This is a genomic window from Stenotrophomonas maltophilia (assembly GCF_013464915.1).
Lineage (GTDB): Bacteria > Pseudomonadota > Gammaproteobacteria > Xanthomonadales > Xanthomonadaceae > Stenotrophomonas > Stenotrophomonas maltophilia_AT.
Window position 1 is genome coordinate 28511 of the sequence record NZ_RAVT01000042.1, and the last position, 23218, is coordinate 51728.

Below are 23218 nucleotides of genomic sequence, written 5' to 3' on the forward strand. Positions count from 1 at the left end.
CGAAAAATTGGATATGACCACGAACGAAAAATCAGCCCGCGCACTGCCGGTGCAGGACGCGCGGATCTACCCGCGCGGTGGGCTGGATGTGCTGTCGCGGGCCGAAGTAGCCCGCCTGCGCGATGCGTCTGCCGGCGGCATGCACGAGCTGCTGCGCCGCTGTGCGTTGGCCGTGCTGACCAGTGGCAGCGCCTCTGACGATCCGCGCGCGGCGCGCGATCTCTATCCCGATTTCGACATCCAGGTGGCGCAGCAGGATCGCGGCGTGCGCATCGACCTGGTCAACGCACCGGCGATGGCCTTCGTCGATGGCGAGATCATCCGCGGCGTTGCCGAGCTGCTGTTCGCGGTGGTGCGTGACCTGGCCTACATGGCCATCGAGATGGGCCCGGCCTACGCGGCCGAACTGGAGTCGTCCGAAGGCATCACCAATGCGGTGTTCGGCCTGCTGCGCAACGCGCGCATCCTCAATCCGGGCGACCCGAACCTGGTGGTCTGCTGGGGCGGCCACTCGATCTCTCGCGACGAGTACCTGTACACCAAGCAGGTGGGCTATGAGCTCGGCCTGCGTGGCCTGGACATCTGCACCGGCTGCGGCCCGGGTGCGATGAAGGGCCCGATGAAGGGGGCCACCATCGCCCATGCCAAGCAGCGCAGGACGGTCACCCGTTACATCGGCCTGACCGAGCCGGGCATCATCGCCGCCGAGTCGCCGAACCCGATCGTCAACCACCTGGTGATCATGCCGGACATCGAGAAGCGCCTGGAGGCCTTCGTCCGCATCGGCCACGGCATCATCGTGTTCGCCGGTGGCGTTGGCACCGCCGAGGAGATCCTGTACCTGCTCGGCATCCTGCTGCGCGAGGAGAACAAGGACCTGCCGTTCCCGCTGATCCTGACCGGACCGACCGTGGCGGCGCCGTACTTCGAGCAGATCGACCGCTTCATCCGCCTGACCCTGGGTGACGAAGCCGCCGAGCGCTACGAGATCATCATCGGCGACCCGGTCGCGGTGGCGAAGAAGATGGCCAATGGCATCAAGCGCGTGCGCGAGCACCGCCTGGCGCAGAAGGACTCGTTCTTCTTCAACTGGTCGATCGAGATTCCGTGGGAGTACCAGCAGCCGTTCGTGCCTACCCACGAGGCAATGGCGGCGCTGGACCTGCACCACGGGCGTGCGCCGCATGCGCTGGCGGCGGACCTGCGCCGGGCGTTCTCGGGCATTGTCGCCGGCAACGTGAAGGAAGACGGCATGCGCCGCATCGAAGCGTTCGGGCCGTTCCAGATCCATGGCGACCCGGACATGATGCAGGCCCTGGACGGGCTGCTGCGCGCTTTCGTCGAGCAGCGCCGGATGAAGATCTCCGGTGAGTACCAGCCCTGCTACCAGGTGCTGGCCTGAGCCTGCGCCGGCGCGTTGGGGATCGCGCCGGCCGGGGTGGGGCGGGGCGGGTCGTCAAGGCTTTGACGCCCGTCGCCCTGGATTGACCGTTCATCCTGCCGCCGCTTGCCGGTGGCAGGACGATGGCCCATCGTGGCCATCAACACGCTGGGGAGCGTCCAATGTCTATGCGCCGGCAAAACGGCTTCACGCTGGTCGAGTTGATGATCACGCTGGTCATCCTGGTCATTCTGGCCAGCATCTCCTATCCCAGCTTCCGCACCGCGATGCGCTCCAACCGCCTGACCACCACCAACAACGAGGTGATCGGTCTGTTGTCGCTCGCCCGCAGCGAGGCCATCCGCAACCGCCACGGTGGCGGGGTCTGCGGCAGCAGCAACGGCACGTCCTGCGACGGCGAGTGGAGCAAGGGCATGCTTGCCTGGGGCGACGCCGATGGCGATGGCTCCATCAGCGGCAGCGAAAGCGTGCTGCGCTTCTCCAAGGGCAGCAGCAGCCTGGCGGTCGAGGTTCCCAGCCAGGCCGTCATCGCCTTCGATTCCCAGGGGCGCCGCCGCGCGTCCGCCGACCAGACCGTGAGCCTGGTGCCGCAAGGCTGCAAGGCCGGTGACCCCATGCGGACCCTGACCGTGCTGTTCTCAGGGCAGGTCCGCTCCACCGCAGGAACCTGCAAATGAAACGTCGTCGTTCCGGCCTGGGTGGTCATGCCCGCAGTCGTGGCTTCAGCCTGATCGAGGTGCTGATCGCGCTGCTGGTGCTGGCGTTCGGCCTGCTGGGCTTCGCGCTGCTGCAGACCATGAACGTCCGCTTCGTGCAGAGCGCCAGCCAGCGTACCCAGGCCACCAGCCTGGCCTACGACCTGATCGAGTTGATGCGCGTACAGCGCAGCGAAACCCTCAATGGTGGCGAATACACCAAGGCCTCCTTCACCGCCGGCTCGGTCACCGCGCCTGCTGGCCCGTGCACCTGGCCCAACAGTGCCGACCAGACAGCCTCCAAGGCGAATGTGGCGCGCTGGCAATGCCAGGTCGTCAAGGTCCTGGGCGGGAAGGCCAGCGCCAACGTGACCGTCAACGACGGCTTGGTCACCGTCGGCATCGGCTGGGGAGATGAGCGCTGGAATGCAGCCAACCCCGACAGCATCACCACGTTCACCCTGGTTACCCGTCTATGAAGCGCGCGCCTTCCACTGCCAGCCATGCAGCCGGCCTTTCGCTGGTGGAACTGCTGATCTCGCTGGTCATCGGCCTGGTGCTGATGCTGGGCGTGACCCAGATCTTCATGGCCTCGCGGGCGGCGTCGCAGCTGTCCGAAGGTGTCGCGCGCACCCAGGAAAACGCCCGATTCGCACTGGAGTTCCTCGAGCGCGACATCCGGATGGCCGGGCACATGGGCTGCGTGAACGACCAGGCGCATCTGGTGCGCGCCCAGGACAGTGTCAAGGTCAACATCGCTGGCGTGAAGCCAGGTGATGGCAGCCCGATGGATTTCTCGGTGCCGATCCAGGGTTACGAGGCGCAGGGAACCGCGCCTGGCAACAAGCTGACCCTCGGCGCAAGCTGGGGGGCGGCCGGCAGCACGCCGTCGGCGATCACCAATCTGAAGCCTGCACCGCGTGGTGGCAGCGACATCATCGTGATGCGTTACCTGGCGCCGGAAGGCTCGCCGGTGCTGTCCATCGGTTCCGGTGCTTCGCCGGACATCACGATTGCCAGTGACGCGGCGGCCCGACTGTCGGCCGGTGCCGTCACCACGCCCTCGGCGTTTGCCGTGGCCGATTGCAGCAAGGTGGATGTGTTCGCCGGAAAAATCGCCGGCAGCACGATCACGGCCAGCAAGGCCGATCTCTCGGCCTACTCGGCCAACAACGCGGTGACCATGGTCTACCGGGTGGAATCGATGGCGTACTACGTGGCCACCAATACCGCTGGCGAACCGGCGCTGTACCGTGCGCGTGGCGCCGGTGACAACACGTTCGCCACCGGTGAGGAGCTGGTGGAGGGCATCGAGAGCCTGCAGTTCCTCTACGGCCAGGATACCGAGACGGCCATCAGCAGTACCGCGCCGCCAACCGGGGTAATCGCCTTCCAGAAGACCGCCAGCGGGGTCAGCACCGGTACCGATGCCGCCGCTGTCGCTGCGTGGCGGCGGGTTGGCCTGGTGCAGCTCGGACTGCTGGTACGCAGCCCGCAGCGGGCCGCGGCCGAGCAGGCCAATACGGCGGTGGCCCAGCTGGGGGTGCTCGGTGTTGGTTTCAATCCGCCCACGACCTACGACGATCGTTACCGTGCCTCCTACGAGGTGTCCGTGGCACTGCGCAACCGACTGTTCGGGAACTGACCCATGAAGCCCTCCGTCTCCCGTCGATTCCAGGGGCGCGCGCAGCAGCGCGGCGCGGTGCTGTATGTGGCCCTGATGCTGTTGATCCTGCTGTCGCTGATCGGCGTGGTCGGCATGCAGGTGGCGAGCATGCAGGAGCGCATGTCCTCCAATTACCGGGCCGCCAACGTGGCGTTCCAGGCCAGCGAGCGCGCGGTCCGTGACGCGGAGCGGTCGATCGAGCAGATCGACAACAATACCGGCGATGGCGGCGCGTTGAAGGCTGACGCCATCAAGCGCATCTGCGATGACGGCTTCGATCCCACCCGCTGGGTGGGTGAGCAGAAGCTGTCGGCGGCGCCGGTGGTCAGCGTGCGCCGCATCGATGCCTGCATCCAGGGCGAATCGACGCTGGGCATGGGTACGCCGGAAAGCGAAGAACCCACCCGCGTCTACCAGATCACCGCGTTCGGCTCCGATCGCGATGCCGCCACCAGCAACGAGGGTACCTCCTCGGCGGCTGTCGACACTGTTTTCAAGCTTTGAGGAACCCGGTCATGGCGACCCGAAAGATCAAGATCCTGGCCGGCTCCGGGCTGTTGCTGGCGGTGGCTGGCGGTACCTGGCTTGCGATGAACCTGTTCGCCGCGCAGGCGCAGGGCACGTTGTCGCAGCACCCGATGAACCTGAAGGTCTCCGCGCCGCCGTCGTTCATCATGGCGGTGGATGATTCGGGTTCTATGACCTTCCAGACCCAGTTCCCGGGGCAGGATGGTACGGCGTGCTGGAACTATGCCCGGCAGAGCTTCTTCAGATCCAAGGGTGTACTGAACACCGTTGACGACATCATCAGTGACTACGATCGCTATGGAAATCCCATCTATGGCGCGGGCGAATGCGACTACTTCTATGTGCTGCCGGGTTCCCGTATCAACGACAACAGCGGCATTCCCGCGCTGGACGTATTCGGGTTCGCGCGATCGGCCGCCTACAACCCGGCGTACTACGATCCGACCATCAAGTACGAGCCCTGGCTGAACGTCGTCAAGGAAGAGGTTGTGTCCTATCCGCAGGCCAGTCCGACAGCCACCCTCATTGATCCGCGTGACACGGGTAATTCGCTGTCGCTTGCTGAGAGTTACCTTGGTAGAGCCAGCTGGGATGTCCAGCGGATGCAGAAGGGCATGGTTGCGCCCAAGGGCCAGGCCTATGCAAATGTGACCCGAAACGTGGATCGCAGGGGGAACATAACGTATGCATTCGGCGCCGAAAACAGCAATGGCAATGGCCGAAGCTGGACTTCGGCGGATTACGCATCCCTCAGGTATGTTCCGGCAACGTTCTTCATGCCCTACAGCAGCGATGCTGATCCCCGGCCCCAGCTGCCGGGGGCGACCAATGCATATGCCGGCGTCACGCGTACCAGGATTGCGGGTGCATGTGGCACAGGGTGTGACATGTGGAAGTATGTCATCGCGTCCGGTGATGCCGCCGCGCTCCAGAATTTCGCCAACTGGTACTCCTACTACGGCAACCGAAACCGCGCGATGATCGCGGGCATGACGCATGCGATGAACGTCAACGACATGTATGTCGGCTACTTCAAGATCAACGAGTTCCAGAAGTACAACAGCTCGTCCGATGATGCGAAGCGTCTGGCGATTCAGGACATGAGCCTGATCACGCAGAAAGCGAAACTGTACAGCGACATGATTGCGCTGACCGCCAATGGCGGTACGCCCAATCGGCATGCGGTCAATGCGGCCGGTCTGCAGTTCATGCGGACCGATGAAGCGGCCCCCATCAAGCTTTCCTGCCAGAAAAACGCGGTGATGTTGTTCACCGATGGCTACAGCAACAATGGCAACAGCCTGCCGACATCCTTGGCGCCCGCCCCGGGCAACATCGACAAGGCAATGGGCGCCCCGTTCTCGGACAGCAACTCGGATACGATGGCCGATATCGCGGCGTATTACTACGTCAACCCATTGCGCACCGATACCGCGATGCCCAAGGGCAATGTGCCGGTGCCGGAGCAGTGCGCGACCAGTACCGACAAGTCGCTGGACTGCAACAAGGACCTGCACATCAACTTCTACGGGATCACCCTGGGTGCGCGTGGCAACCTGTTCGATCCGGACAAGCAGCAGAATCCGTACACCAGTTCAGCCATCTACAACAACTGGCCGCCACGTCAGGACAACAACCCCAGCACCGTGGATGACATCTGGCATGCCGCGACCAATACCCGCGGTGAGTACATCAACGCGCGTACTCCGGCAGACATCACCACGGCCATGCGCCGGGTGCTGTCGTCGGTCACCTCCGGGCCGGCGCCTTCGGGCAGCCAGGGCCTGACCGGCGCGCGTATCGGAACCGGATCGCTGGCGGTCACGCCCCAGTTCGAGGTGGCCAACGAGGAAACCGATTGGTTCAGCCGACTGAAGGCCTCCAAGCTCGCGGTCAACGACAAGACGCAGCAGACCGAGTACACGCAGGTGTGGGAAGCGGCGGAGAAGCTGGGGGCGCAGCGTTCGCGCACCATCGTCGCCACCAAGGGCAATGCTGCAGTTGACTTCAGCAGCACCAACATCGCCTTCGCCGACCTCTGCAACAAGGATGAGAAACAGTACCCGGGTATTGCGCGCTGTTCCGCCACCGAGGCTGAAAAGCTTGGCGGCGACATCGCCACGGCCATGGCTTATCTGCGCGGCGACGCGTCACGCGAAGTACGCAACTCGGGGGGCATCTATCGCACCCGTACCACCGTGCTGGGCGACATCGTCAATTCCAGTCCGGTGATCAGTTCGCCCCGCGACGACTATGGCTACCAGCGCATCAGCACCGCGATGGCGACCTCGTATGCCACGTATCTGACCCGCAAGCGCAACAATGGCCGCTACATGGTCTATGTCGGTGCCAACGACGGCATGCTGCATGCCTTCGACGGTGGCATGAACGGCAACGGCGTGAGTGACAGTGCCGGTGGCAGCGAGACCTTCGCCTACGTTCCTGGCACGGCGCTGGGCCACATGGCCAACCTTCTGTACCCCTACGTGGCGGCCAACAAGTCCGACCAGCGCTTCCGTCATCGCTACTACGTGGATGGACCGATCGCGGTGGCGGACGCACAGATCGGTGGCAACTGGGCCACGGCACTGGTCGGTACGGCGGGCGCCGGTGGGCGCTCGGTGTTCGCGCTGGATGTAACCACGCCGTCCAGCTTCGGCACCGGCAACCGCCTGTGGGAAATCAGTGACGTGGCGCCGGGGCTCGACAGCACCGTGAAGGCGAACATCGGCCATGTCCTTGGCAAGCCAGTGATCGTGCCGGTGAAGGAAGGGACCGGGGTGGCGTGGAAAGCGATCTTCGGCAACGGATACAACAGCGCCAGCCGCAAGGCCGTGCTGTTCGTGGTCGACCTGGGATCGGGCGCCGTGCGCATGATCAGCGCTACCGAGGCCGCGGCTACCGCACCTGCCGGTGACAATGGCTTGGGCAACATCGTGGCCGTCGACCGTTGGCGCGCCGACAGCGCCGGTGGGACGGGGCGCGTACGTGGCCGCGACGGCCTGGCGGACACGATCTATGCGGCCGACCAGCGCGGCGCGCTGTGGAAGTTCGACCTGGAAAGCACGGCGACCTCGGTCACCACGCCGGTGTTCACCACCGCGCGCCAGACCAACAACAACAACCAGGTGTACCGCCAGCCGATCACCGGCGGCATGACCGCAGTGACCGGACCCGGTGGTGGCGTGATGCTGGTGCTGGGTACCGGCAGCTTCTCCTTCGACAATGACCCGCAGGATCTCACCGCGCAGTCGCTGTACGGTGTCAACGACACCAGCAAGGACCAGCCGGAGGCCACGATCGTGCCCGCCAATCTGCTGGCCTATACGGTGACCACCACCAACAAGCTGCGCACGGTCACGGCCACGCCCTTCTCCGGGGCGGCGCGCGGGTGGAGCATTGCACTCCCCGGCGCGGGCGAACGGTTTGTTGGTAATCCTGCCGTGGCGTCGGGCACGGTGTTCATGCCGACCTACATGCCCACCGCCGGTGGCCGTGGCTGTTCGACGGAGGGGAGCAACTGGCTGTTCGGCCTCAATCCGATCTCGGGTGTGGCATCGCTGGAGCAGGCGCGCGTCGGGTCCATTACCGGTACGCCCTACGGCGCGGGCACGGCCGGCGTCAGTCTCGATACCGGCGGCACTGCACCGGTGAAGGACGTCAATGTCTCGGTGATGCCGCGCCTGGCAAAGGGTGCCGATCGAGGTGGACGTGCCTGCTGGATGGCGGTCAACGTGGCGGGTGCTCCGACGATGTACGTGCCTTATCCCTGCGGTCGCCAATCCTGGCGCCAGATCCAGTAACGAAGACATTCCCATGAGCCTGAACACTCTTTCCAGCACCCTGCGTCGTCCCGGCAAGCAGCACGGTTTCTCCCTCATCGAACTGATGATCGTGGTGATCGTGCTCGGCATCCTGGCCGCGATTGTCGTTCCGTCGTACCAGCAGTACATCCGCCAGTCACACCGGGGCGTGGCCAAGGCGGACCTGGTGGAGTACGCACAGCGTGCCGAGCGCTACTACTCGGTGAACAACACCTACTCGGGCTTCGCGCTGCCCAGCAAGGTGTCGCCGCGCGAGGGCGGGACCACACGCTACGCGATCACGTTCGATGGCAAGGCGTCTTCGTTCACGCTGACTGCGACGCCCCAGGGCAACCAGACCAAGGACAGCTGCGGGACGCTGAGCGTGGACCAGGCCAACCGCAAAACCGCCAGCGGCACGGTTTCCGATTGCTGGTAAACCAGGTGTTGATCTTCCTCTGAACGCCCAGTACAATGCGCCTCCCCGCCCGAATAGCTCAGCCGGTTAGAGCACTTGACTGTTAATCAGGGGGTCGTTGGTTCGAGTCCAACTTCGGGCGCCAGATACTGCAGAAGCCGCGAGAAATCGCGGCTTTTGTCTTTTTGGCCCGTCAGCAGGGGAGGGTGCGGTCGACCCGCTCGCTGCGGACGCGGCCGCCGTTGTTGATGACCAACCTGCCATGCAGCCGGTTTCCTGCGCAGATGCGCAGTGTCAGATTGGCGCCGGGACTGCGCCCATCGGGCTGGAAGAACAGCAGCGGCCGCCCACTGCTGGCCTGGGCGACGATCGCGATGTCGGTCCGGCCCTGGTGGTGGGTCAGGATGTCCTCGGCGGATGCCGGTGTTCCCCGATGACTGCCGCTGCGATAGATGATCCACCCTGCACTCCAGTCGCGGGAGCAGTGCTCACCGTCTTCGCTGGCGCACAGCCCGATCAGTTCGCGGCGTTTCAGGGCCTCGCTCCGGGCGCTGGAAAGACTGGCATGCAGGGCCAGCTGCAGGGCGTCGGCGCGATGCCGCAGCAGCAGCGGGTGCAGGGCGGGCCAACCCACGGCCACCAGAACGGCAAGGACGGCGATCACCACCAGCATCTCGACCAGATGCATGCCGCGTGGTGCCGAACGATCGGGACGGGGGATGCGGAGCATGGTTTCAAGCCTCGCGCCCCGGCCGCTGCGTCGCCATCAGGCCGCGCCGCGCCTGCCTGCCCGGAAACCCCTCAGCCGGCCGTCACCCCTTGCCCCGTATACTTGTCCTTCCCGGGAACTGGCAACACCATGAGCGACCGTTTCGAACTCGTCTCGCCGTATTCGCCGGCGGGCGACCAGCCTGATGCCATCGCGAAGCTGACCAGCAACTTCGAAGCGGGCATCGCCAAGCAGACCCTGCTGGGCGTCACCGGCTCGGGCAAGACCTACACCATCGCCAACGTCATCCAGAACGTGCAGAAGCCGACGCTGATCATGGCGCCGAACAAGACGCTGGCGGCGCAGCTGTATGGTGAGTTCAAGGCGTTCTTCCCGCACAACGCGGTCGAGTATTTCGTCAGCTACTACGACTACTACCAGCCGGAGGCCTACGTGCCTTCGTCGGACACCTTCATCGAGAAGGACAGTTCGATCAACGAGCACATCGAACAGATGCGGCTGGCCGCGACCAAGACCCTGCTGTCGCGCCCGGATGCGATCGTGGTGGCCACGGTGTCGGCGATCTATGGCCTGGGTGCGCCGGAGGACTATCTGTCGCTGCGCCTGATCCTGTCCAAGGGCGAGCGCATCGACCAGCGCGACCTGATCAATCACCTGACCCAGCTGCAGTACACGCGCAACGAGTACGAGCTGCAGCGTGGCACGTTCCGCGTGCGTGGCGAAGTGATCGACGTGTTCCCGGCCGAGTCGGACAGCGAAGCGCTGCGCATCGAGCTGTTCGACGGCGAGGTCGAGAAGATCACCATGTTCGACCCGCTTACCGGCGAGACGATGCGCAACATGCAGCGTTTCACCGTCTACCCCAAGACCCACTACGCCACTACCCGCGAGCGCGTGCTGGCCGCGGTGGAAACCATCAAGGTGGAGTTGAAGGAGCGGCTTGAGCAGTTGTATGCGGAAAACAAGCTGGTCGAGGCGCAGCGCCTGGCGCAGCGCACCCAGTTCGACATCGAGATGATGGCCGAGGTCGGGTTCTGCAACGGCATCGAGAACTACTCGCGGCACCTGACCGGCAAGAATGCCGGCGAGCCGCCACCGACGCTGTTCGACTACCTGCCGCCGGACGCGCTGCTGGTCATCGACGAATCGCACGTGACCATTCCGCAGATCGGTGCCATGTTCAAGGGCGATCGCTCGCGCAAGGAGACCCTGGTCGAGTTCGGCTTCCGCCTGCCGTCGGCACTGGACAACCGGCCGCTGCGTTTCGAGGAGTGGGAGGAGCGCTGCCCGCGCGCGATCTATGTGTCCGCCACGCCGGGCCCGTATGAATACCGCGAGGCCGGCGACGAGATCACCGAGCTGGTGGTGCGCCCGACAGGCCTGATCGATCCGGTGGTGGAGATCCGCCCGGTGGGCACCCAGGTCGACGACCTGATGAGCGAGGCCAACGCGCGCATCAAGGCGGGTGACCGTGTGCTGGTCACCACGCTGACCAAGCGCATGGCCGAGAACCTCACCGAATACCTGACCGAACACGGCATCCGCGTCCGTTACCTGCACTCGGACGTGGACACGGTCGAGCGCGTGGAGATCATCCGCGACCTGCGCCTGGGCAAGTTCGATGTGCTGGTGGGCATCAACCTGCTGCGCGAGGGCCTGGACATGCCCGAGGTGTCGCTGGTGGCGATCCTCGACGCCGACAAGGAAGGCTTCCTGCGCTCCACCGGCTCGCTGATCCAGACCATCGGCCGCGCCGCCCGCAATGTGCGCGGCAAGGCGATCCTATATGCGGACAAGGTGACCCGCTCGATGCAGGCAGCGATCGACGAGACCGACCGCCGCCGCGCCAAGCAGGTCGAGTACAACGAAGAACATGGCATCGTGCCGCGCTCGGTGGCGCGCCCGATCGTCGACGTTCTCGAAGGTGCGCGTTCGGACGCCGCGGAGAAGGAGGCCAAGAAGGGCAAGGGCAAGGGCAGGGTGGGTGTTGCCGAGGACGGAGCCGATTACCGTTCGCTCGGCCCGGCCCAGCTGGCGGCCCGTCTCAAGGCCCTGGAACAGCAGATGTACCAGCACGCCAAGGACCTGGAATTCGAGGATGCCGCACGCGTGCGTGACCAGATCCGGCAGCTGAAGGAAGCGAGTCTGGGCTGAACGCGGCGGTGCAGCATCTTCTTCACAAAAGTGTTGCGCTTCACGGCCGGCATCCGTAATATACGCGGCCTGCACCGACGCAATCGCGGACGTCCAGAAGCAGAAACGGGCGGTTAGCTCAGCGGTAGAGCACTACCTTGACATGGTAGGGGTCACAGGTTCGAACCCTGTACCGCCCACCACGAAGTCTCCGGAAGGGGGCTGTCGTGAACTGAAGAGCCCGGCCCTGGCGCCGGGTTTTTACGTAGCAAGGCCAGCTTTCGGGCGGCAGGAACAAGATGGGCGGTTAGCTCAGCGGTAGAGCACTACCTTGACATGGTAGGGGTCACAGGTTCGAACCCTGTACCGCCCACCACCTGGCTCCCGGCATTGCCGGTGCAGCGGTGGATCACGATGGAAGCCGGCCCTGGGCCGGCTTTTTCGTTTGCGAGGGTTGCCGTTGCCCGCGAGTCAGCGCTGGGCAACCCATTCGTCGATGCTGATCATGCGCTGCAGCCGCCAGTGGCCGTCCACGCGTTCCCAGACCTGCGCGAAACGTGCTGAACCGGCCTGATGCTGCTGGCCGCCTGCAGGCAGGCGCTGGTTGCCCATGCGCAGCACGCGGTCCTGGCGCAACCGGTACAACTGCAGGGCCGTCGGCTCATGTGCCGGGGGCATGCCCGCATGCCCGGCGTCGGCCTGCAGGATCTGGCTGCGCAGGGAGGCATCCCCGGCGTCGGCATCGCGGCCGAACAGGCCAGCGCACAACAGCAGCAGGGCAAGCATCGGCATGGCACGGTGCTCCGGAGAAGGGAGTCCAGCGTGGCACTGCCCCCTGCGGTGTGAAACCGGTATGCGACGAAAGCCGGTAAAGCGCGCGCCAAGTCGCTGCGGGAAGGATGAATCCGGGGCGGGAAGTGCCGGGCCGCGCTTCAATGCGGCCCGGCGTGGTGGGCCACTGCGGGGTGGCCCGGTCATGGCCGCGGCGCTGGCTCAGCTCCGCGGCGGGTGAGGCAGGTCAGCGATGCCGATCCCATGCACCGATGCGGTTACAGCGGGTCGCAGCACAGCAGCTGGCCGTGCTTGCCCGCGTTGCCGAACGGGCACTGCGGGTGCGGTTCGCAGCCCGGTGCATATCCGGTCTTGGGCGAGACGGCGAAGGCCTGGCTGGCGCCGAAGGCCATGGCCGCGACAACGACGATACCGGCGACGGACGAAAGCACTTTCTTTCCGATCATGTGTATCTCCTTGGTTGGCGTTGTGGAGTTGCAGTTGCCGAAGGCACGGGAGTGCCGGTTGTGGCGCGAATGCGGTAACAGGGCGCCGCGAAGAGATGCGCGGCACGCGGGATCAGGGCAGCGCCGGCTTCGGTGCGAGCGACGCCACGGCGGCCTGCACGACCTGGGCGTCGAGCTGGCCGACATGCTTGTAGGCAACGCGTCCATCGGCGGCCAGCACCATCAGCATCGGCGTGACAGTGGCGCGATAGCGCGTGGACGCAGCGGCTTCGTTGTCGATGGCGATCGGGAAGCGCAGTGCATGCTTGCCGGCGTAGTCCGCCAGCTGGTCGTATGGCGGCAGGCCAACACCGACCAGTTCGCTGTTGCCGCGGGCTGCGGCGATCTGTTGCAGCTGCGGTACCGAGGCCAGGCAGTAGCGGCACGCAGTGGAGAAGAAATAGAGGATCTGCGGAACGTCGCGCGCACCGCCGATATCGACGAAGGTCTGCTGCGTGGTGCGCAGCGCCAGTGCATCCGGGCGACTGCCCAGCTCCAGGCCATGTGCTTCAAGGCGCATGTCCTGCAGCTGCGTGGCCATCTGCTCGTTGATCTGCCGCAGCTGGCGGTTCTGCCATCCGAGCGCGATGACCAGCACCGACAGCAGCAGGGCGACAACAGGGAACAGGACGCGCTTGAGCATCGATCATCCTTGAACGCAGCGTTGGGTCGAACATACCCGAATTGGCGCGCAGGGTGTTAAGCGGATGTTCCCCGCACATACGCCGACGGCGCACCTGTACTAGAGTGGTGCCCGCGCAGGCATGCGTGCATACCCTCCACCCATCACCAGGATCTTTCACCGATGAGCGATCATGTGCCGGTTTCCAAGCCCAATCCGTTCTTTGAACTGCTGTTCGGCGGCAACATGCTGGAAGGCACGTTCAAGGCGGTGATCTGGGTTGCCCTGTTGTCCGCTGTGCTGGCATGGACCACGTTCCGCTGAGCGGGAGCGTGGCACTGCAGCATCACTGCGGATGGCCTGCGCTCAGGCGCTGAAGGCCTGGCGCAGGCTGCGCAGGGTGGCCTGCCGATGCTCTTTCGCGCTGGCCTCGCCCATCTCCAGTTCCTGCAGGCGCAGCCCGACCAGCGTCATCGACAGCGCGTATCCCCGGGCCGCGTCGGCAACGCGCGACTGGCCGAGCGCGCGACGTGCAAGCGCGCTCACGTGCTCAAGGTCGGGCATCAGGCCAAGGTAGACGCGCTCGGCGCTGTCCAGATCGGGGGCTCGCAGGATCGCGTGTGCTTCGGAGACGGGGGAGACGGAGGCCATGGGGGGTCCTTGTCCGTAGCGGGCGCTCGTTCAGAACGAGCGCATCAGGGAAATGAAGGCCGACGACTGTGTGCCGCGTCGTGCCATCGGGCTGTCCTTCACTGCATCGCCGAACCACTGGTTGGCAACCACGCCGGTCGCTCGCCATTTCGTGCCCAGCGGCGTGCTGACGGCGATCTGCAGGCTTGGCGATGTCGTGCTGCCCGGCTGGTAGGCGGCCAGTCCGGAGCGCAACGCTTCCTCATCGCTGATGCCGTAGTAGTAATCCAGCAAGCGTGCGCTGGAGTGCACCACGCCGACCTTGGGGACCCAGGTGAAGCGGCCGGCCTGGATCGGATAGCTGTAGTGCAGGCGTGATTCGAAACCTCCGCCGTGGCCGGTGATCTCACGCATCACCCCGGCTTCGACGATGCCCCAGTCGGCGCTGTATTCGCCGTTGATGCCGGCCATGGCCGACATCTGCCGGCTGTGCAGGCGGCGCAGCTGCGGATCGTTCACGTCGTCGGTCTTGAAGCGCAGCGTGTAGGGCGTGACCGCCGCCGAAAGGCGCAGGCCCTGGCCCTTGTACAGGTACATGCCCAGCGAGCCGGGGCTGGCGAAGAAGCGCTGGCCCTGCCAGGCAATGGACGGGACCACCAGTGGCTTGACGTCGTAGTGCGCATACGCGCCCGAGGTTGCGCCAGCGCTGATGCCGGCCTGCACGCCCGGGTTGCGGTCGGCGGCCTGCGCGAACACCGGCAGGCCGAAGGCAGCGGAGAACAGCAGCGGGCGCAGCAGGGTCGGGGGCAGTGGCGGCATCGGTCAACGACTTTGCGGGGGTATGGCTGCGCATGATGGGGGGGCAACATTGTCAGAACATTGCGTCGGCGCATCCGGCAGGCCGAAGCGGAAAAAGTGGGCGCCAGGCACTATGATCGGCACCGTTTCCGGTAGCCGAGCCCCCGATGCGCATCCTCCTGGTCGAAGACGATCCTGATCTGTCCCGTGCCCTGCAATCGGGACTGGAGCGGCAGGGCGTGGTCGCCGATGTGGTTGGTTGCCTGGCCGAAGCAGCCATCGCGCTGCGTGAACCCGTGCACCAGCTGATGCTGCTCGACCGCCAGTTGCCTGATGGCGATGGCGCTGGCTTCGTTGCCGTTGCGCGGGCGCTGCGTCCGAACCTGGCGGTGATCATGCTGACTGCCAAGGGCACGCTGTCGGACAAGGTCGAGGGCCTGGATGTCGGCGCCGATGACTATCTGGTCAAGCCGGTGGCGATCGAGGAACTGATGGCGCGCATCCGCGCGGTGTCGCGACGGCCTTCGGCGATGGTGACACCGAGCCTGCGACTGGGCCGGCTGGAGTTCGATTTCGAATCGCTGCAGGCCCGGGTCGATGGCCAGCTGCTGGCGCTGCCGCGCCGGCAGGTGCTGGTGCTGCAGGCGCTGGCGATGCGGCAGGGGCGGACCGTCACCCGCAGTGCACTGGAGGCGGCGGTGTACGGCTTCGATGACGAGATCCAGTCCAACGCACTCGACGCGCATATCTCCAAGCTGCGCAAGGCACTGCAACAGGCCGGGGCCGGCGTGGAGATCCATGTGATCCGCGGCGTCGGCTACCTGCTGGCGGAGGCCTGAGATGGCACGTCCGATCCGTTCCATCACCCTGGGCCTGGCCTGGCGCCTGTTCCTTGCACAGGCCTTCACCGCGCTGTTCGCGGTGGTCGCGTTGATCCTGACCTGGGGTGACAAGGACACCTGGGGCATGGACATGTTCATGGCCGAGGCAGTGGCCAAGGCGGTGCACAGCGAAGGGGGGCGGCTGGTGCTGGACCAGGCGCGCTGGGAAAAGCTCGATGCCAGTGCAGGCGGCAACCTCTGGTTCGCGGCCGTCGACGACAAGGGTGTCTGGCTGGAGCGCGGCACGATTCCGGCCATCCACGCGCCGCTGCTGGCGCGGTTGCCGACGCTGGGCGCGACCGAGCTCGGTTCGCTGGTGCCGCCGTACCTGGATGTGGCGCGGGTGATGATCCGCAACGAAGAGGGGCGGCGCATCACGGTGATGGTCGGTGGCGCTCCAAAGGGTGGGTTGCTGGATGGCGCGCTGATGGTGCTGCGCCTGATCGGCCTGTGGTTCTTCCTGCCGTTGATCGTGGTCACGCTGCTGGTGATGCCGACGGTGATCCATCGCGCGATGCGCGGCGTGCGCCGCTCCGCGCAGCAGGCCAAGGAACTGGACATCGGCCAGCCGGGCGCGCGCCTGGATGCGCAGCTGGTGTCGACCGAGGTTGCACCGTTGGTGGAAGCGTTCAACGATGCGATCGACAAGGTGCAGCAGGGCTATGCAGCACGCGACAAATTCCTCGCCGATGCCGCGCATGAGCTGCGCGTACCAATCGCGGTGGTGCAGGCGCGCCTGTCGCAGCTGCCGCAGGGGGAACTGAAATCGCAGTTGCTGACCGATGTCGCCCGCCTCGGCAACGTGGCCGAGCACCTGCTCGACCTGCAGCGGCTCGATCGCAATGTTGGCGCGCTGCAGCGGCTGGACCTGGCGTTGCTGGTGCGCGAGGCGGCCGCCGATCTGGCGCCGCTGGTGGTCGGCGCCGGTTATGGCTTCGAGGTGGATGCGCCGGAGTCGCCCGTGTGGATCCATGGCGACAGCCTGGCGCTGGGGCGGGTGATCGCCAACCTGGTGCACAACGCCATCGTCCATGGTGGTGGCCGCGGCATCATCTGCGTGCGCCTGGATGCACGCGGCCTGCTGGAGGTCAGTGACCAGGGCGCCGGCATTCCGGTCGGTGACCGCGAAGCGATCTTCGAGCCCTTCCACCGCCTGCGTGCAGCCGGCAGCGGCAGTGGCCTGGGCCTGCACCTGGTGAAGGAAATCGTGCAGCACCACGGTGGCTCGGTCAGCGTCGGTGAAGCGGCTGGTGGCGGCGCCAGCTTCAGAGTCAATTTCCACCGCGGTACCGTACGGCGCTGACAGGCACACGGGGAAAGGCCCGATAGGCAGCCTGCCACCTCCAGCGGCAGGCTGGGGGAATGGTTCCCGATCGCTCCGCCCCGGCCCTGTTCGGCCTTGGCTGCGCCGCAGGCCTGGTCCTGGGGGCGCTGGCCTGCGTGCAGATGCCGATGTTGCTGCCGCTGTGGCTGAGTGTGCCGATGGCAGTTGCCGGCGCCAGCGGCTGGCTGCTGCGCTGGCGCGGCCGTGCGTGGGCCGCGACCCTGCTCGGCCTGGCATGGGCAACACTGCACGGGCACTGGGTCCTGCACGGCCAACTTGCGCCCGGCGCGCCGCCGCAGGATGTGCAGGTGCGCGGCCGGGTTGCCGACCTTCCGCAGCAGGGGCCCGGCTACACGCGTTTCGTGCTGCATGTCGAAGATGCCGAGGCGCTGCCATCGCTGCGTGGCAAGCGCCTGCAGGTCACCTGGAACGATCCGTGGCGCGGGCCTCCGCAACGTGGCCCGGACGCTGGGCGCCATACGGTTCGCGCCGGGGCGTACTGGGAACTGTCGTTGCGCGTGCGGGCGCCGCGTTCACGGATCAATCCCGGTGGCTTCGATGGCGAGCGCCACGCCGTGCTGCGGGGCATCTCCGGCAATGCCTCGGTGCGTGATCCGGCCAGCGCGCGGGAGTGGCTGCCGGCACAGGGCCTGCAGGCCTGGCGGGAACGCAGCAGTGCCGCGATCGCCGAGCAGGTGGCGCATCCTGCCGCACGGTTCGTGCAGGCGTTGGCACTGGGCGATACCCGTGGCCTGTCCGATGTCGACTGGGAACACCTGCGCGCGTTGGGCCTGACCCATCTGGTCGCCATTTCCGGTTTCCACGTGGGCGTGGTCGCTGGCTTCGGCGTGCTGCTGTGCCGCCTGTCGTGGTGGCTGTGCCCGCTGCTGGGGCGGTACTGGCCACGGCCGCAGGCCGCTGCATGGGGCGCGGCGCTGGCCGCAGCCACCTATGCCGTGGCGGCCGGTGGTGCACTGCCGACGGTGCGCGCGGCGCTGATGATCGGGCTGGTCGCACTGGCCAGGGCCGGGCGTCGCCCGGTCGGTGCAGGGCAGGGGCTGGCATTGGCCGCGATGGTGATGCTGTTGCCGGCGCCGCTGTCGGTGCTCTCGGCTGGATTCTGGCTGAGCTTCGGCGGCGTGCTGTGGCTGCTCTGGTGCCTGCCGAGGACGGGGCCGGAGGGCATCGGTGGCGGGCTGCGCGGGTTCCTTGCCGCGCAGGGTGTTGCCAGCCTCGGTCTGCTGCCGCTGTGCGTTGCCTTGTTCGGCGGGACCGCGCGGCTGGGGCCTCTGGTCAATCTGCCGATCATCCCGTGGTGGACAATGCTGGTTGTTCCGCTGTCGCTGCTCGGTACGGGCCTGCACGTGCTGCATGACGGCGCGGGGCGTTGGGCCTGGCGCGCCGCGGCCTGGCTGTTCGAGGTCAGCTGGGAGGCCCTGCGGCCGTTGGCGCTGCACCCGCAGGCGATGTGGTGGCTGGCCGAGGCGCCGCGCTGGGCGGTGCCGGCGGCCTTGCTGGGCGTGTTCTGGTGGCTGCTGCCGCGCGGTGCCGGCGGTGGCCTCGCTGGCCTGCTGTTGTGCCTGCCACTGCTGTGGCCGGCACGGCATGCCCCTGCCGAGGGCGAGCTGGAGCTGCTGGTGCACGATGTCGGCCAGGGCACGGCGGTGCTGGTGCGCACGGCCCGGCACGCGCTCTGGTACGACGTTGGGCCGCCGACCGGTGGTGACGGCAACGAGCGGATCCTGATTCCGGCGCTGCGTGCGCTCGGCCAGGGGCCACCGCAGCAGGCGATGCTCAGCCATGACCACCTGGATCACACCGGCAGCCTGCCCGGCCTGCGTCGGCAGCTGGCCGGGCTGCAACTGCTGGCGCCGCCCGGCAGCGCCATCGCCGGTGCTGCTCCGTGCCAGCAGGGGACGCGCTGGCAGTGGGACGGGGTCGATTTCCAGGTCCTGCACCCCGCGCCGGGCAGCCGGCAGGCCGAAAACGAGGACAGCTGCGTGCTGCGCATTGCCAGCCGCCACGGCGTGGTGCTGCTTCCCGGCGACATTGGTCGCCCGGCCGAGGGGGCGCTGCTGCAGGCGTATCCGCACGCGCTGAAAGCGGATGTGGTACTGGTGCCGCACCATGGCAGCGGCGGCAGCTCCAGTGCGCCGTGGGTTGCGGCGGTAGCGCCGCGGCTGGCGGTGGTCTCGGCCGGGCACCGGAACCGCTTCGGCCACCCGCGCCAGGAGGTGGTCCAGCGCTGGCAGGCGCAGGGCGCGGAAGTGCTGGCCACGGCCGATTCCGGGGCGATCCGCGTATGGCTTGGCGCACAAGGCCTGCAGCTGCGTGAACAGCGCATCCATGCATCCCGGTGGTGGGATGCCGCTGGGCGGGCGCGGTCGGCTGCTATCCTATCGCCGATCGAACAAGCGGCCGTTGGGCCGGAGGGTTGAAACGTGTGGGAACTGGTCAAGGCCGGTGGCTGGCCGATGGTGCCGCTGCTGCTGTTGGGCGTACTGGCTTTGGCGATCATCCTGGAGCGTTTCTGGTCCCTTCGGCGGACTGAAGTGCTGCCGCCGGGCCTCGGCCAGGAAGTGCGCAACTGGGCCGCTCGCGGCAAGCTCGACCCGGCCCACCTGCAGACCCTGCGGGCGAACTCGCCGCTGGGCGCGCTGCTGGCTGCCGCACTGGAAGCCCGCAACCGCCCGCGCGACCAGATCCGCGAGCGCATCGAAGACACCGGCCGCCACCTGGTGCACCGCATGGAGCGATTCCTGAACGCACTGGGCACCATTGCCTCGGCCGGCCCGCTGCTGGGCCTGCTCGGCACGGTGATCGGCATGATCCAGATGTTCCTGGGCATCCTCGACCACGGCGTGGGCGACGTGAACCAGCTGGCTGGCGGCATCGGCAAGGCGCTGGTGTGCACGGCCACCGGCATGATCGTGGCGATCCCGGCGCTGATGTTCCATCGCTACTTCAAGGGTCGCATCCACGGCTACGTGGTGGAGATGGAGCAGGAAGCCAGCGCCCTGCTGGATACGCTCGACGGCCGCCCCGGGGTGATGAACCCGGCCCCGGCCGCGCGCCAGGCCGGCGCCGCCACGGCGAAGGCCTGATCGATGCGTATCGGCAACGACCGATCCCAGGATGAGCCGCATATCGACCTGGTGCCGCTGATCGACGTCATCCTGGTGCTGATCATCTTCTTCGTGGTCACCACCACCTTCGACGCGCGTTCGACGCTGCAGGTGCAGCTGCCGACCGCCAGCCAGCAGCAGACCAACGAGCCGCCACGCTCGCTCAGCGTACTGATCAATGCCGAAGGCCGTTACTTCATCAATGACCAGGAAGTGCTGCGCAGCGACGTCGAGTCGGTCAAGCAGACCATCGCCGCGGTGGCCGGCAGCGATCGCGAGCAGACCGTGCTGCTGCGCGCCGACGCGCGCACTCCCTACCAGGCCGTGGTGACCGCGCAGGACGCGCTGGGTCAGCTCGGCTTCCGCCGTATTGCCATTGCAACAGCACCCGAGGTGCGTCCATGAGTTCCAATCACGCGCCGGTGTGGCCGATCTACAAACGTCTGCTGGGGTACACCCGCGCCTACTGGGTGTTCATGGTGGCCGCAGTCATCGCCATGGTGGTCGAAGCCCTGGCCGGCTACCACTTCACCAAGTTGATGGAACCGCTGGTCAACCGTGGTTTCGTCAACCCGGAACCGCGCATGGCGGTGATCCTGCCGCTGACCATCCTCGGCCTGTTCCTGATGCGCAGCGTCGCCACCTGGGTAAGCGACTATGCGCTGGCCAAGACCGGCCGCAGCGTGGTCCGCGACCTGCGTGAGCAGGTGCTGGCCAAGTACCTGCACCTGCCGTCCTCGCACTTCGATACCGAAGCGACGCCGGTGATGGTCAGCCGCCTGAACTTCGACACCGAACAGGTCACCCAGGCCAGTGCCGATGCACTCAAGACCGTGGTGGCCGACACCCTGACCATCATCGCCATGCTGGCGGTAATGCTGCAGATGAGCGTGAAGGTCACCGTGGCCATGCTGGTGGTGGTGCCGCTGATCGGCGTGATCGTGTCCTACGTGGGCAAGCGCTACCGCCGCATCAGCCGCGGTATCCAGGACGGCATGGGTTCGATGGCGCAGACCGCCGAACAGTCGCTGGCGGCGCAGCAGGAAGTGAAGGTGCATGGCACCCAGCAGCATGAGATCTCGCGCTATTCGCGCCTGGCCAACCGCATGCTGTCGCTGAACATGAAGGTGGAAGTCACCCGTGCGGCGGCGTCCAGCGTGGTGCAGTTCCTGGCCGCACTGGCGCTGGCGGTGATCGTCTGGGTATCGACCCGCGAAGCGCTGGCCGGCCGCCTCAACGCTGGCCAGTTCATGGGCCTGATGACCTCGATGATGGCCATCATTCCTTCGCTGCGCCGCCTGACCAGCGTGCAGACCTCGATCTCGCGCGGCGTGGCCGCCGCAGAGCGCCTGTTCGGCATCCTCGACATGCAGGTCGAGCGTGACGAGGGCCGCAACAACGTGCAGCGCGTGCGCGGCGAGCTGGCCTTCGACCACGTCATGCTGCGCTACCGCGAGGACAGCGGCATTGCCCTGGACGACATCAGTTTCGTGGCGAAGCCCGGCACGGTCACCGCCATCGTGGGTCGTTCCGGCAGTGGCAAGACCAGTCTGATCCGGCTGGTGCCGCGCTTCTACGAGCCCAGCGGCGGTGTCATCACCCTCGATGGCGTCGCGCTGGATGACTATCCGTTGGCCGACCTGCGTCGCCAGGTGGCGATGGTCGGGCAGAAGGTCATGCTGTTCGACGACACCATCGCCGCCAACATCGCCTATGGCATGGAAGCGAGCGAAGACCAGATCCGTGCAGCGGCCGAAGCGGCCAATGCGTGGGAGTTCATCGCGCGCATGCCACAGCAGCTGCAGACCCCGGTCGGCGAGAACGGCGCGCTGCTGTCCGGCGGCCAGCGCCAGCGCCTGGCGATCGCCCGCGCGATCCTGCGTGACGCGCCGATCCTGATCCTCGACGAAGCCACTGCTGCGCTGGACAACGAGTCCGAGCGACTGGTGCAGGATGCGCTGCAGCGCCTGATGCCCGAACGCACCACGCTGGTCATCGCGCACCGCCTGTCGACCATCGAGCATGCCGACCTGGTGCTGGTGATGGACCACGGCCGCATCGTCGAACGGGGTACCCACAAGGAGCTGCTTGCCATGGGTGGCCTGTACCAGCATCTGCACAGCATGCAGTTCCGCGAAAGGCAGGACTGATGGCTGGCAAGGGTACCCAGACCCCGCCGTACTGGTACGACGGCAGCCCGGTTCCGTGGGCGATGCGCCTGCTGGCACCGCTGTATGCCGGCGTCACCGCGCTGCGCCGCCGCGCCTACCGGCGTGGCTGGCGCAAGCGCTACGCGCTGCCGGTGCCGGTCATCGTGGTTGGCAACATCACCGCCGGCGGCACCGGCAAGACGCCGCTGACCATCGCCCTGGTCGAGCGCCTGCGCGCGGCTGGCTGGAAGCCCGGCGTCGCCAGCCGTGGCTATGGCCGCGAAGACGCCGACAAGCCGCTGTGGGTGCAGGCCGACACGCCAACTGCCAAGGGGGGTGACGAACCGGTGCTGATCGCCTGGAAGACCGGCGTGCCGGTACGCGTGGACGCTGACCGGGTTGCCGCGGGCAAGGCGCTGATCCAGGCCGGTTGCGATGTGATCGTCTGCGATGACGGCCTGCAGCACTACCGGCTGGCGCGCGACATCGAGATCGAAGTGGTCGATGCCCAGCGTCGCTACGGCAACGGCCGGATGATTCCGGCCGGACCGCTGCGCGAGCCGGTCAGCCGGGCCGGCGAATGTGATTTCCGCGTGGTCAATCTGGGCCAGGCCGATGAGGAAACCGCGGCCCAGGCCTGCGGTTTCGGCCAGTGGCCGATGGCCCTGCACATCGACAGTGCGCAGCCGCTGGCCGGTGGCCGCGCGCGCCCGTTGTCGTACTTCAAGGGCCAGCGTGTTCATGCGGTGGCCGGCATCGCCCATCCACAGCGCTTCTTCGACATGCTGCGCGCGCGTGGCATCGGCGTGGTGCCGCATGCCTTCGCCGACCACCAGGCCTACCAGCCGCAGGACCTGTCCTTCGGCAGCCAGCTGCCGGTGCTGATGACCGAGAAGGACGCGGTGAAATGCCGCGCGTTCGGCAACGATTGGCATTACGCGGTGCCGTTGCGTGCCGAGCTGCCCGCCGCGTTCTGGGTGGCGCTGACTGACCGCCTGGACAAGCTGCGACCGAACTGAGTGGCGCGGCGACGCTT

The 23218-nt window shown here is 66.6% G+C and carries 22 protein-coding genes and 3 tRNA genes; 19 read left to right on the forward strand and 6 right to left on the reverse strand.

Features of this window, described 5'->3' with window-relative positions; all coding sequences use genetic code 11:
• Window positions 1–13 precede the first annotated feature (13 nt).
• From ppnN to D7T59_RS14695, 8 genes are all read left to right on the forward strand, one after another.
• Window positions 14–1402, forward strand: a complete 1389-nt coding sequence (gene ppnN / locus D7T59_RS14660; RefSeq protein ID WP_164136091.1) for a nucleotide 5'-monophosphate nucleosidase PpnN — start codon at window positions 14–16, stop codon at window positions 1400–1402.
• 161 nt (window positions 1403–1563) lie between these two features.
• Window positions 1564–2079 (forward strand): GspH/FimT family pseudopilin, encoded by a 516-nt coding sequence (locus D7T59_RS14665; RefSeq protein WP_164136124.1) that lies wholly within the window; start codon window positions 1564–1566, stop codon window positions 2077–2079.
• Window positions 2076–2576 carry a type IV pilus modification protein PilV gene (gene pilV / locus D7T59_RS14670; protein WP_180851551.1) on the forward strand — a complete coding sequence of 167 codons (501 nt, stop codon included), beginning with the start codon at window positions 2076–2078 and terminating at the stop codon, window positions 2574–2576. Before D7T59_RS14665 ends, pilV begins: the two co-directional genes overlap by 4 nt.
• Window positions 2573–3742, forward strand: coding sequence for a PilW family protein (locus D7T59_RS14675; protein WP_164136089.1), 1170 nt, complete (start codon window positions 2573–2575; stop codon window positions 3740–3742). The genes pilV and D7T59_RS14675 overlap by 4 nt, the downstream gene beginning before the upstream one ends.
• A 3-nt stretch (window positions 3743–3745) precedes the next feature.
• A complete protein-coding gene (locus D7T59_RS14680; RefSeq protein ID WP_164136088.1) occupies window positions 3746–4267 on the forward strand; it encodes a pilus assembly PilX family protein in 522 nt (173 codons plus the stop codon).
• A gap of 11 nt (window positions 4268–4278) precedes the next feature.
• The gene (locus D7T59_RS14685) at window positions 4279–8094 is read left to right on the forward strand and encodes a pilus assembly protein (RefSeq protein WP_180851552.1); all 3816 of its coding nucleotides are present in this window, start codon (window positions 4279–4281) and stop codon (window positions 8092–8094) included.
• Between the two features lie 13 nt (window positions 8095–8107).
• Complete coding sequence (locus D7T59_RS14690; protein WP_062607567.1) at window positions 8108–8533, forward strand: type IV pilin protein; 426 nt, start codon at window positions 8108–8110, stop codon at window positions 8531–8533.
• 47 nt (window positions 8534–8580) lie between these two features.
• Window positions 8581–8657 (forward strand) — tRNA-Asn (locus D7T59_RS14695).
• Between the two features lie 48 nt (window positions 8658–8705).
• On the opposite strand, the gene D7T59_RS14700 is transcribed toward D7T59_RS14695, so the two are convergent.
• Complete coding sequence (locus D7T59_RS14700) at window positions 8706–9242, reverse strand: GspH/FimT family protein (RefSeq protein ID WP_258014525.1); 537 nt, start codon at window positions 9240–9242, stop codon at window positions 8706–8708.
• 129 nt (window positions 9243–9371) lie between these two features.
• Here D7T59_RS14700 and uvrB point away from each other — a divergent pair, with 129 nt between their 5' ends.
• The 3 genes from uvrB to D7T59_RS14715 all read left to right on the forward strand — a co-directional run bounded on the left by uvrB (window position 9372) and on the right by D7T59_RS14715 (window position 11751).
• On the forward strand, window positions 9372–11396 hold the full coding sequence (uvrB, locus tag D7T59_RS14705) for an excinuclease ABC subunit UvrB (protein ID WP_164136084.1): 2025 nt from the start codon (window positions 9372–9374) through the stop codon (window positions 11394–11396).
• 107 nt (window positions 11397–11503) lie between these two features.
• Window positions 11504–11578: transfer RNA gene (locus tag D7T59_RS14710), tRNA-Val, on the forward strand.
• Window positions 11579–11676: 98 nt separating this feature from the next.
• Window positions 11677–11751, forward strand: a tRNA-Val gene (locus tag D7T59_RS14715).
• Between the two features lie 95 nt (window positions 11752–11846).
• On the opposite strand, the gene D7T59_RS14720 is transcribed toward D7T59_RS14715, so the two are convergent.
• From D7T59_RS14720 to D7T59_RS14730, 3 genes are all read right to left on the reverse strand, one after another.
• The gene (locus D7T59_RS14720; RefSeq protein WP_180851553.1) at window positions 11847–12167 is read right to left on the reverse strand and encodes a hypothetical protein; all 321 of its coding nucleotides are present in this window, start codon (window positions 12165–12167) and stop codon (window positions 11847–11849) included.
• 257 nt (window positions 12168–12424) lie between these two features.
• On the reverse strand, window positions 12425–12613 hold the full coding sequence (locus tag D7T59_RS14725) for a hypothetical protein (protein ID WP_005408865.1): 189 nt from the start codon (window positions 12611–12613) through the stop codon (window positions 12425–12427).
• A 112-nt stretch (window positions 12614–12725) separates the two neighbouring features.
• Window positions 12726–13295, reverse strand: a complete 570-nt coding sequence (locus tag D7T59_RS14730) for a TlpA family protein disulfide reductase (protein WP_106549004.1) — start codon at window positions 13293–13295, stop codon at window positions 12726–12728.
• 162 nt (window positions 13296–13457) lie between these two features.
• On the opposite strand from D7T59_RS14730, the gene D7T59_RS14735 reads away from it, so the two are divergent.
• Window positions 13458–13598: a hypothetical protein gene (locus D7T59_RS14735; protein WP_173364575.1), complete on the forward strand. Its 141-nt coding sequence runs from the start codon at window positions 13458–13460 to the stop codon at window positions 13596–13598.
• Between the two features lie 42 nt (window positions 13599–13640).
• On the opposite strand, the gene D7T59_RS14740 is transcribed toward D7T59_RS14735, so the two are convergent.
• Both D7T59_RS14740 and D7T59_RS14745 read right to left on the reverse strand, forming a co-directional pair.
• A complete protein-coding gene (locus D7T59_RS14740; RefSeq protein WP_164136082.1) occupies window positions 13641–13925 on the reverse strand; it encodes a hypothetical protein in 285 nt (94 codons plus the stop codon).
• Between the two features lie 30 nt (window positions 13926–13955).
• Entirely contained in the window at window positions 13956–14723 is a 768-nt protein-coding gene (locus D7T59_RS14745; RefSeq protein WP_180851554.1) for a MipA/OmpV family protein, read from the reverse strand.
• A gap of 146 nt (window positions 14724–14869) precedes the next feature.
• Between D7T59_RS14745 and D7T59_RS14750 the strand changes: the two genes are divergently transcribed.
• The 7 genes from D7T59_RS14750 to lpxK are packed head-to-tail and all read left to right on the forward strand — an operon-like array spanning window position 14870 to window position 23201.
• Window positions 14870–15541 carry a response regulator transcription factor gene (locus tag D7T59_RS14750; protein WP_180851555.1) on the forward strand — a complete coding sequence of 224 codons (672 nt, stop codon included), beginning with the start codon at window positions 14870–14872 and terminating at the stop codon, window positions 15539–15541.
• Between the two features lies 1 nt (window position 15542).
• The gene (locus tag D7T59_RS14755) at window positions 15543–16886 is read left to right on the forward strand and encodes a sensor histidine kinase (RefSeq protein WP_180851556.1); all 1344 of its coding nucleotides are present in this window, start codon (window positions 15543–15545) and stop codon (window positions 16884–16886) included.
• 59 nt (window positions 16887–16945) lie between these two features.
• Window positions 16946–19345 carry a DNA internalization-related competence protein ComEC/Rec2 gene (locus D7T59_RS14760; protein ID WP_180851557.1) on the forward strand — a complete coding sequence of 800 codons (2400 nt, stop codon included), beginning with the start codon at window positions 16946–16948 and terminating at the stop codon, window positions 19343–19345.
• A gap of 3 nt (window positions 19346–19348) precedes the next feature.
• Entirely contained in the window at window positions 19349–20011 is a 663-nt protein-coding gene (locus tag D7T59_RS14765) for a MotA/TolQ/ExbB proton channel family protein (RefSeq protein ID WP_049432517.1), read from the forward strand.
• Between the two features lie 3 nt (window positions 20012–20014).
• On the forward strand, window positions 20015–20437 hold the full coding sequence (locus tag D7T59_RS14770; RefSeq protein WP_004152323.1) for an ExbD/TolR family protein: 423 nt from the start codon (window positions 20015–20017) through the stop codon (window positions 20435–20437).
• On the forward strand, window positions 20434–22182 hold the full coding sequence (gene msbA, locus D7T59_RS14775) for a lipid A export permease/ATP-binding protein MsbA (protein WP_164136079.1): 1749 nt from the start codon (window positions 20434–20436) through the stop codon (window positions 22180–22182). Before D7T59_RS14770 ends, msbA begins: the two co-directional genes overlap by 4 nt.
• The gene (gene lpxK / locus D7T59_RS14780; protein WP_164136078.1) at window positions 22182–23201 is read left to right on the forward strand and encodes a tetraacyldisaccharide 4'-kinase; all 1020 of its coding nucleotides are present in this window, start codon (window positions 22182–22184) and stop codon (window positions 23199–23201) included. Before msbA ends, lpxK begins: the two co-directional genes overlap by 1 nt.
• Window positions 23202–23218 lie beyond the last annotated feature (17 nt).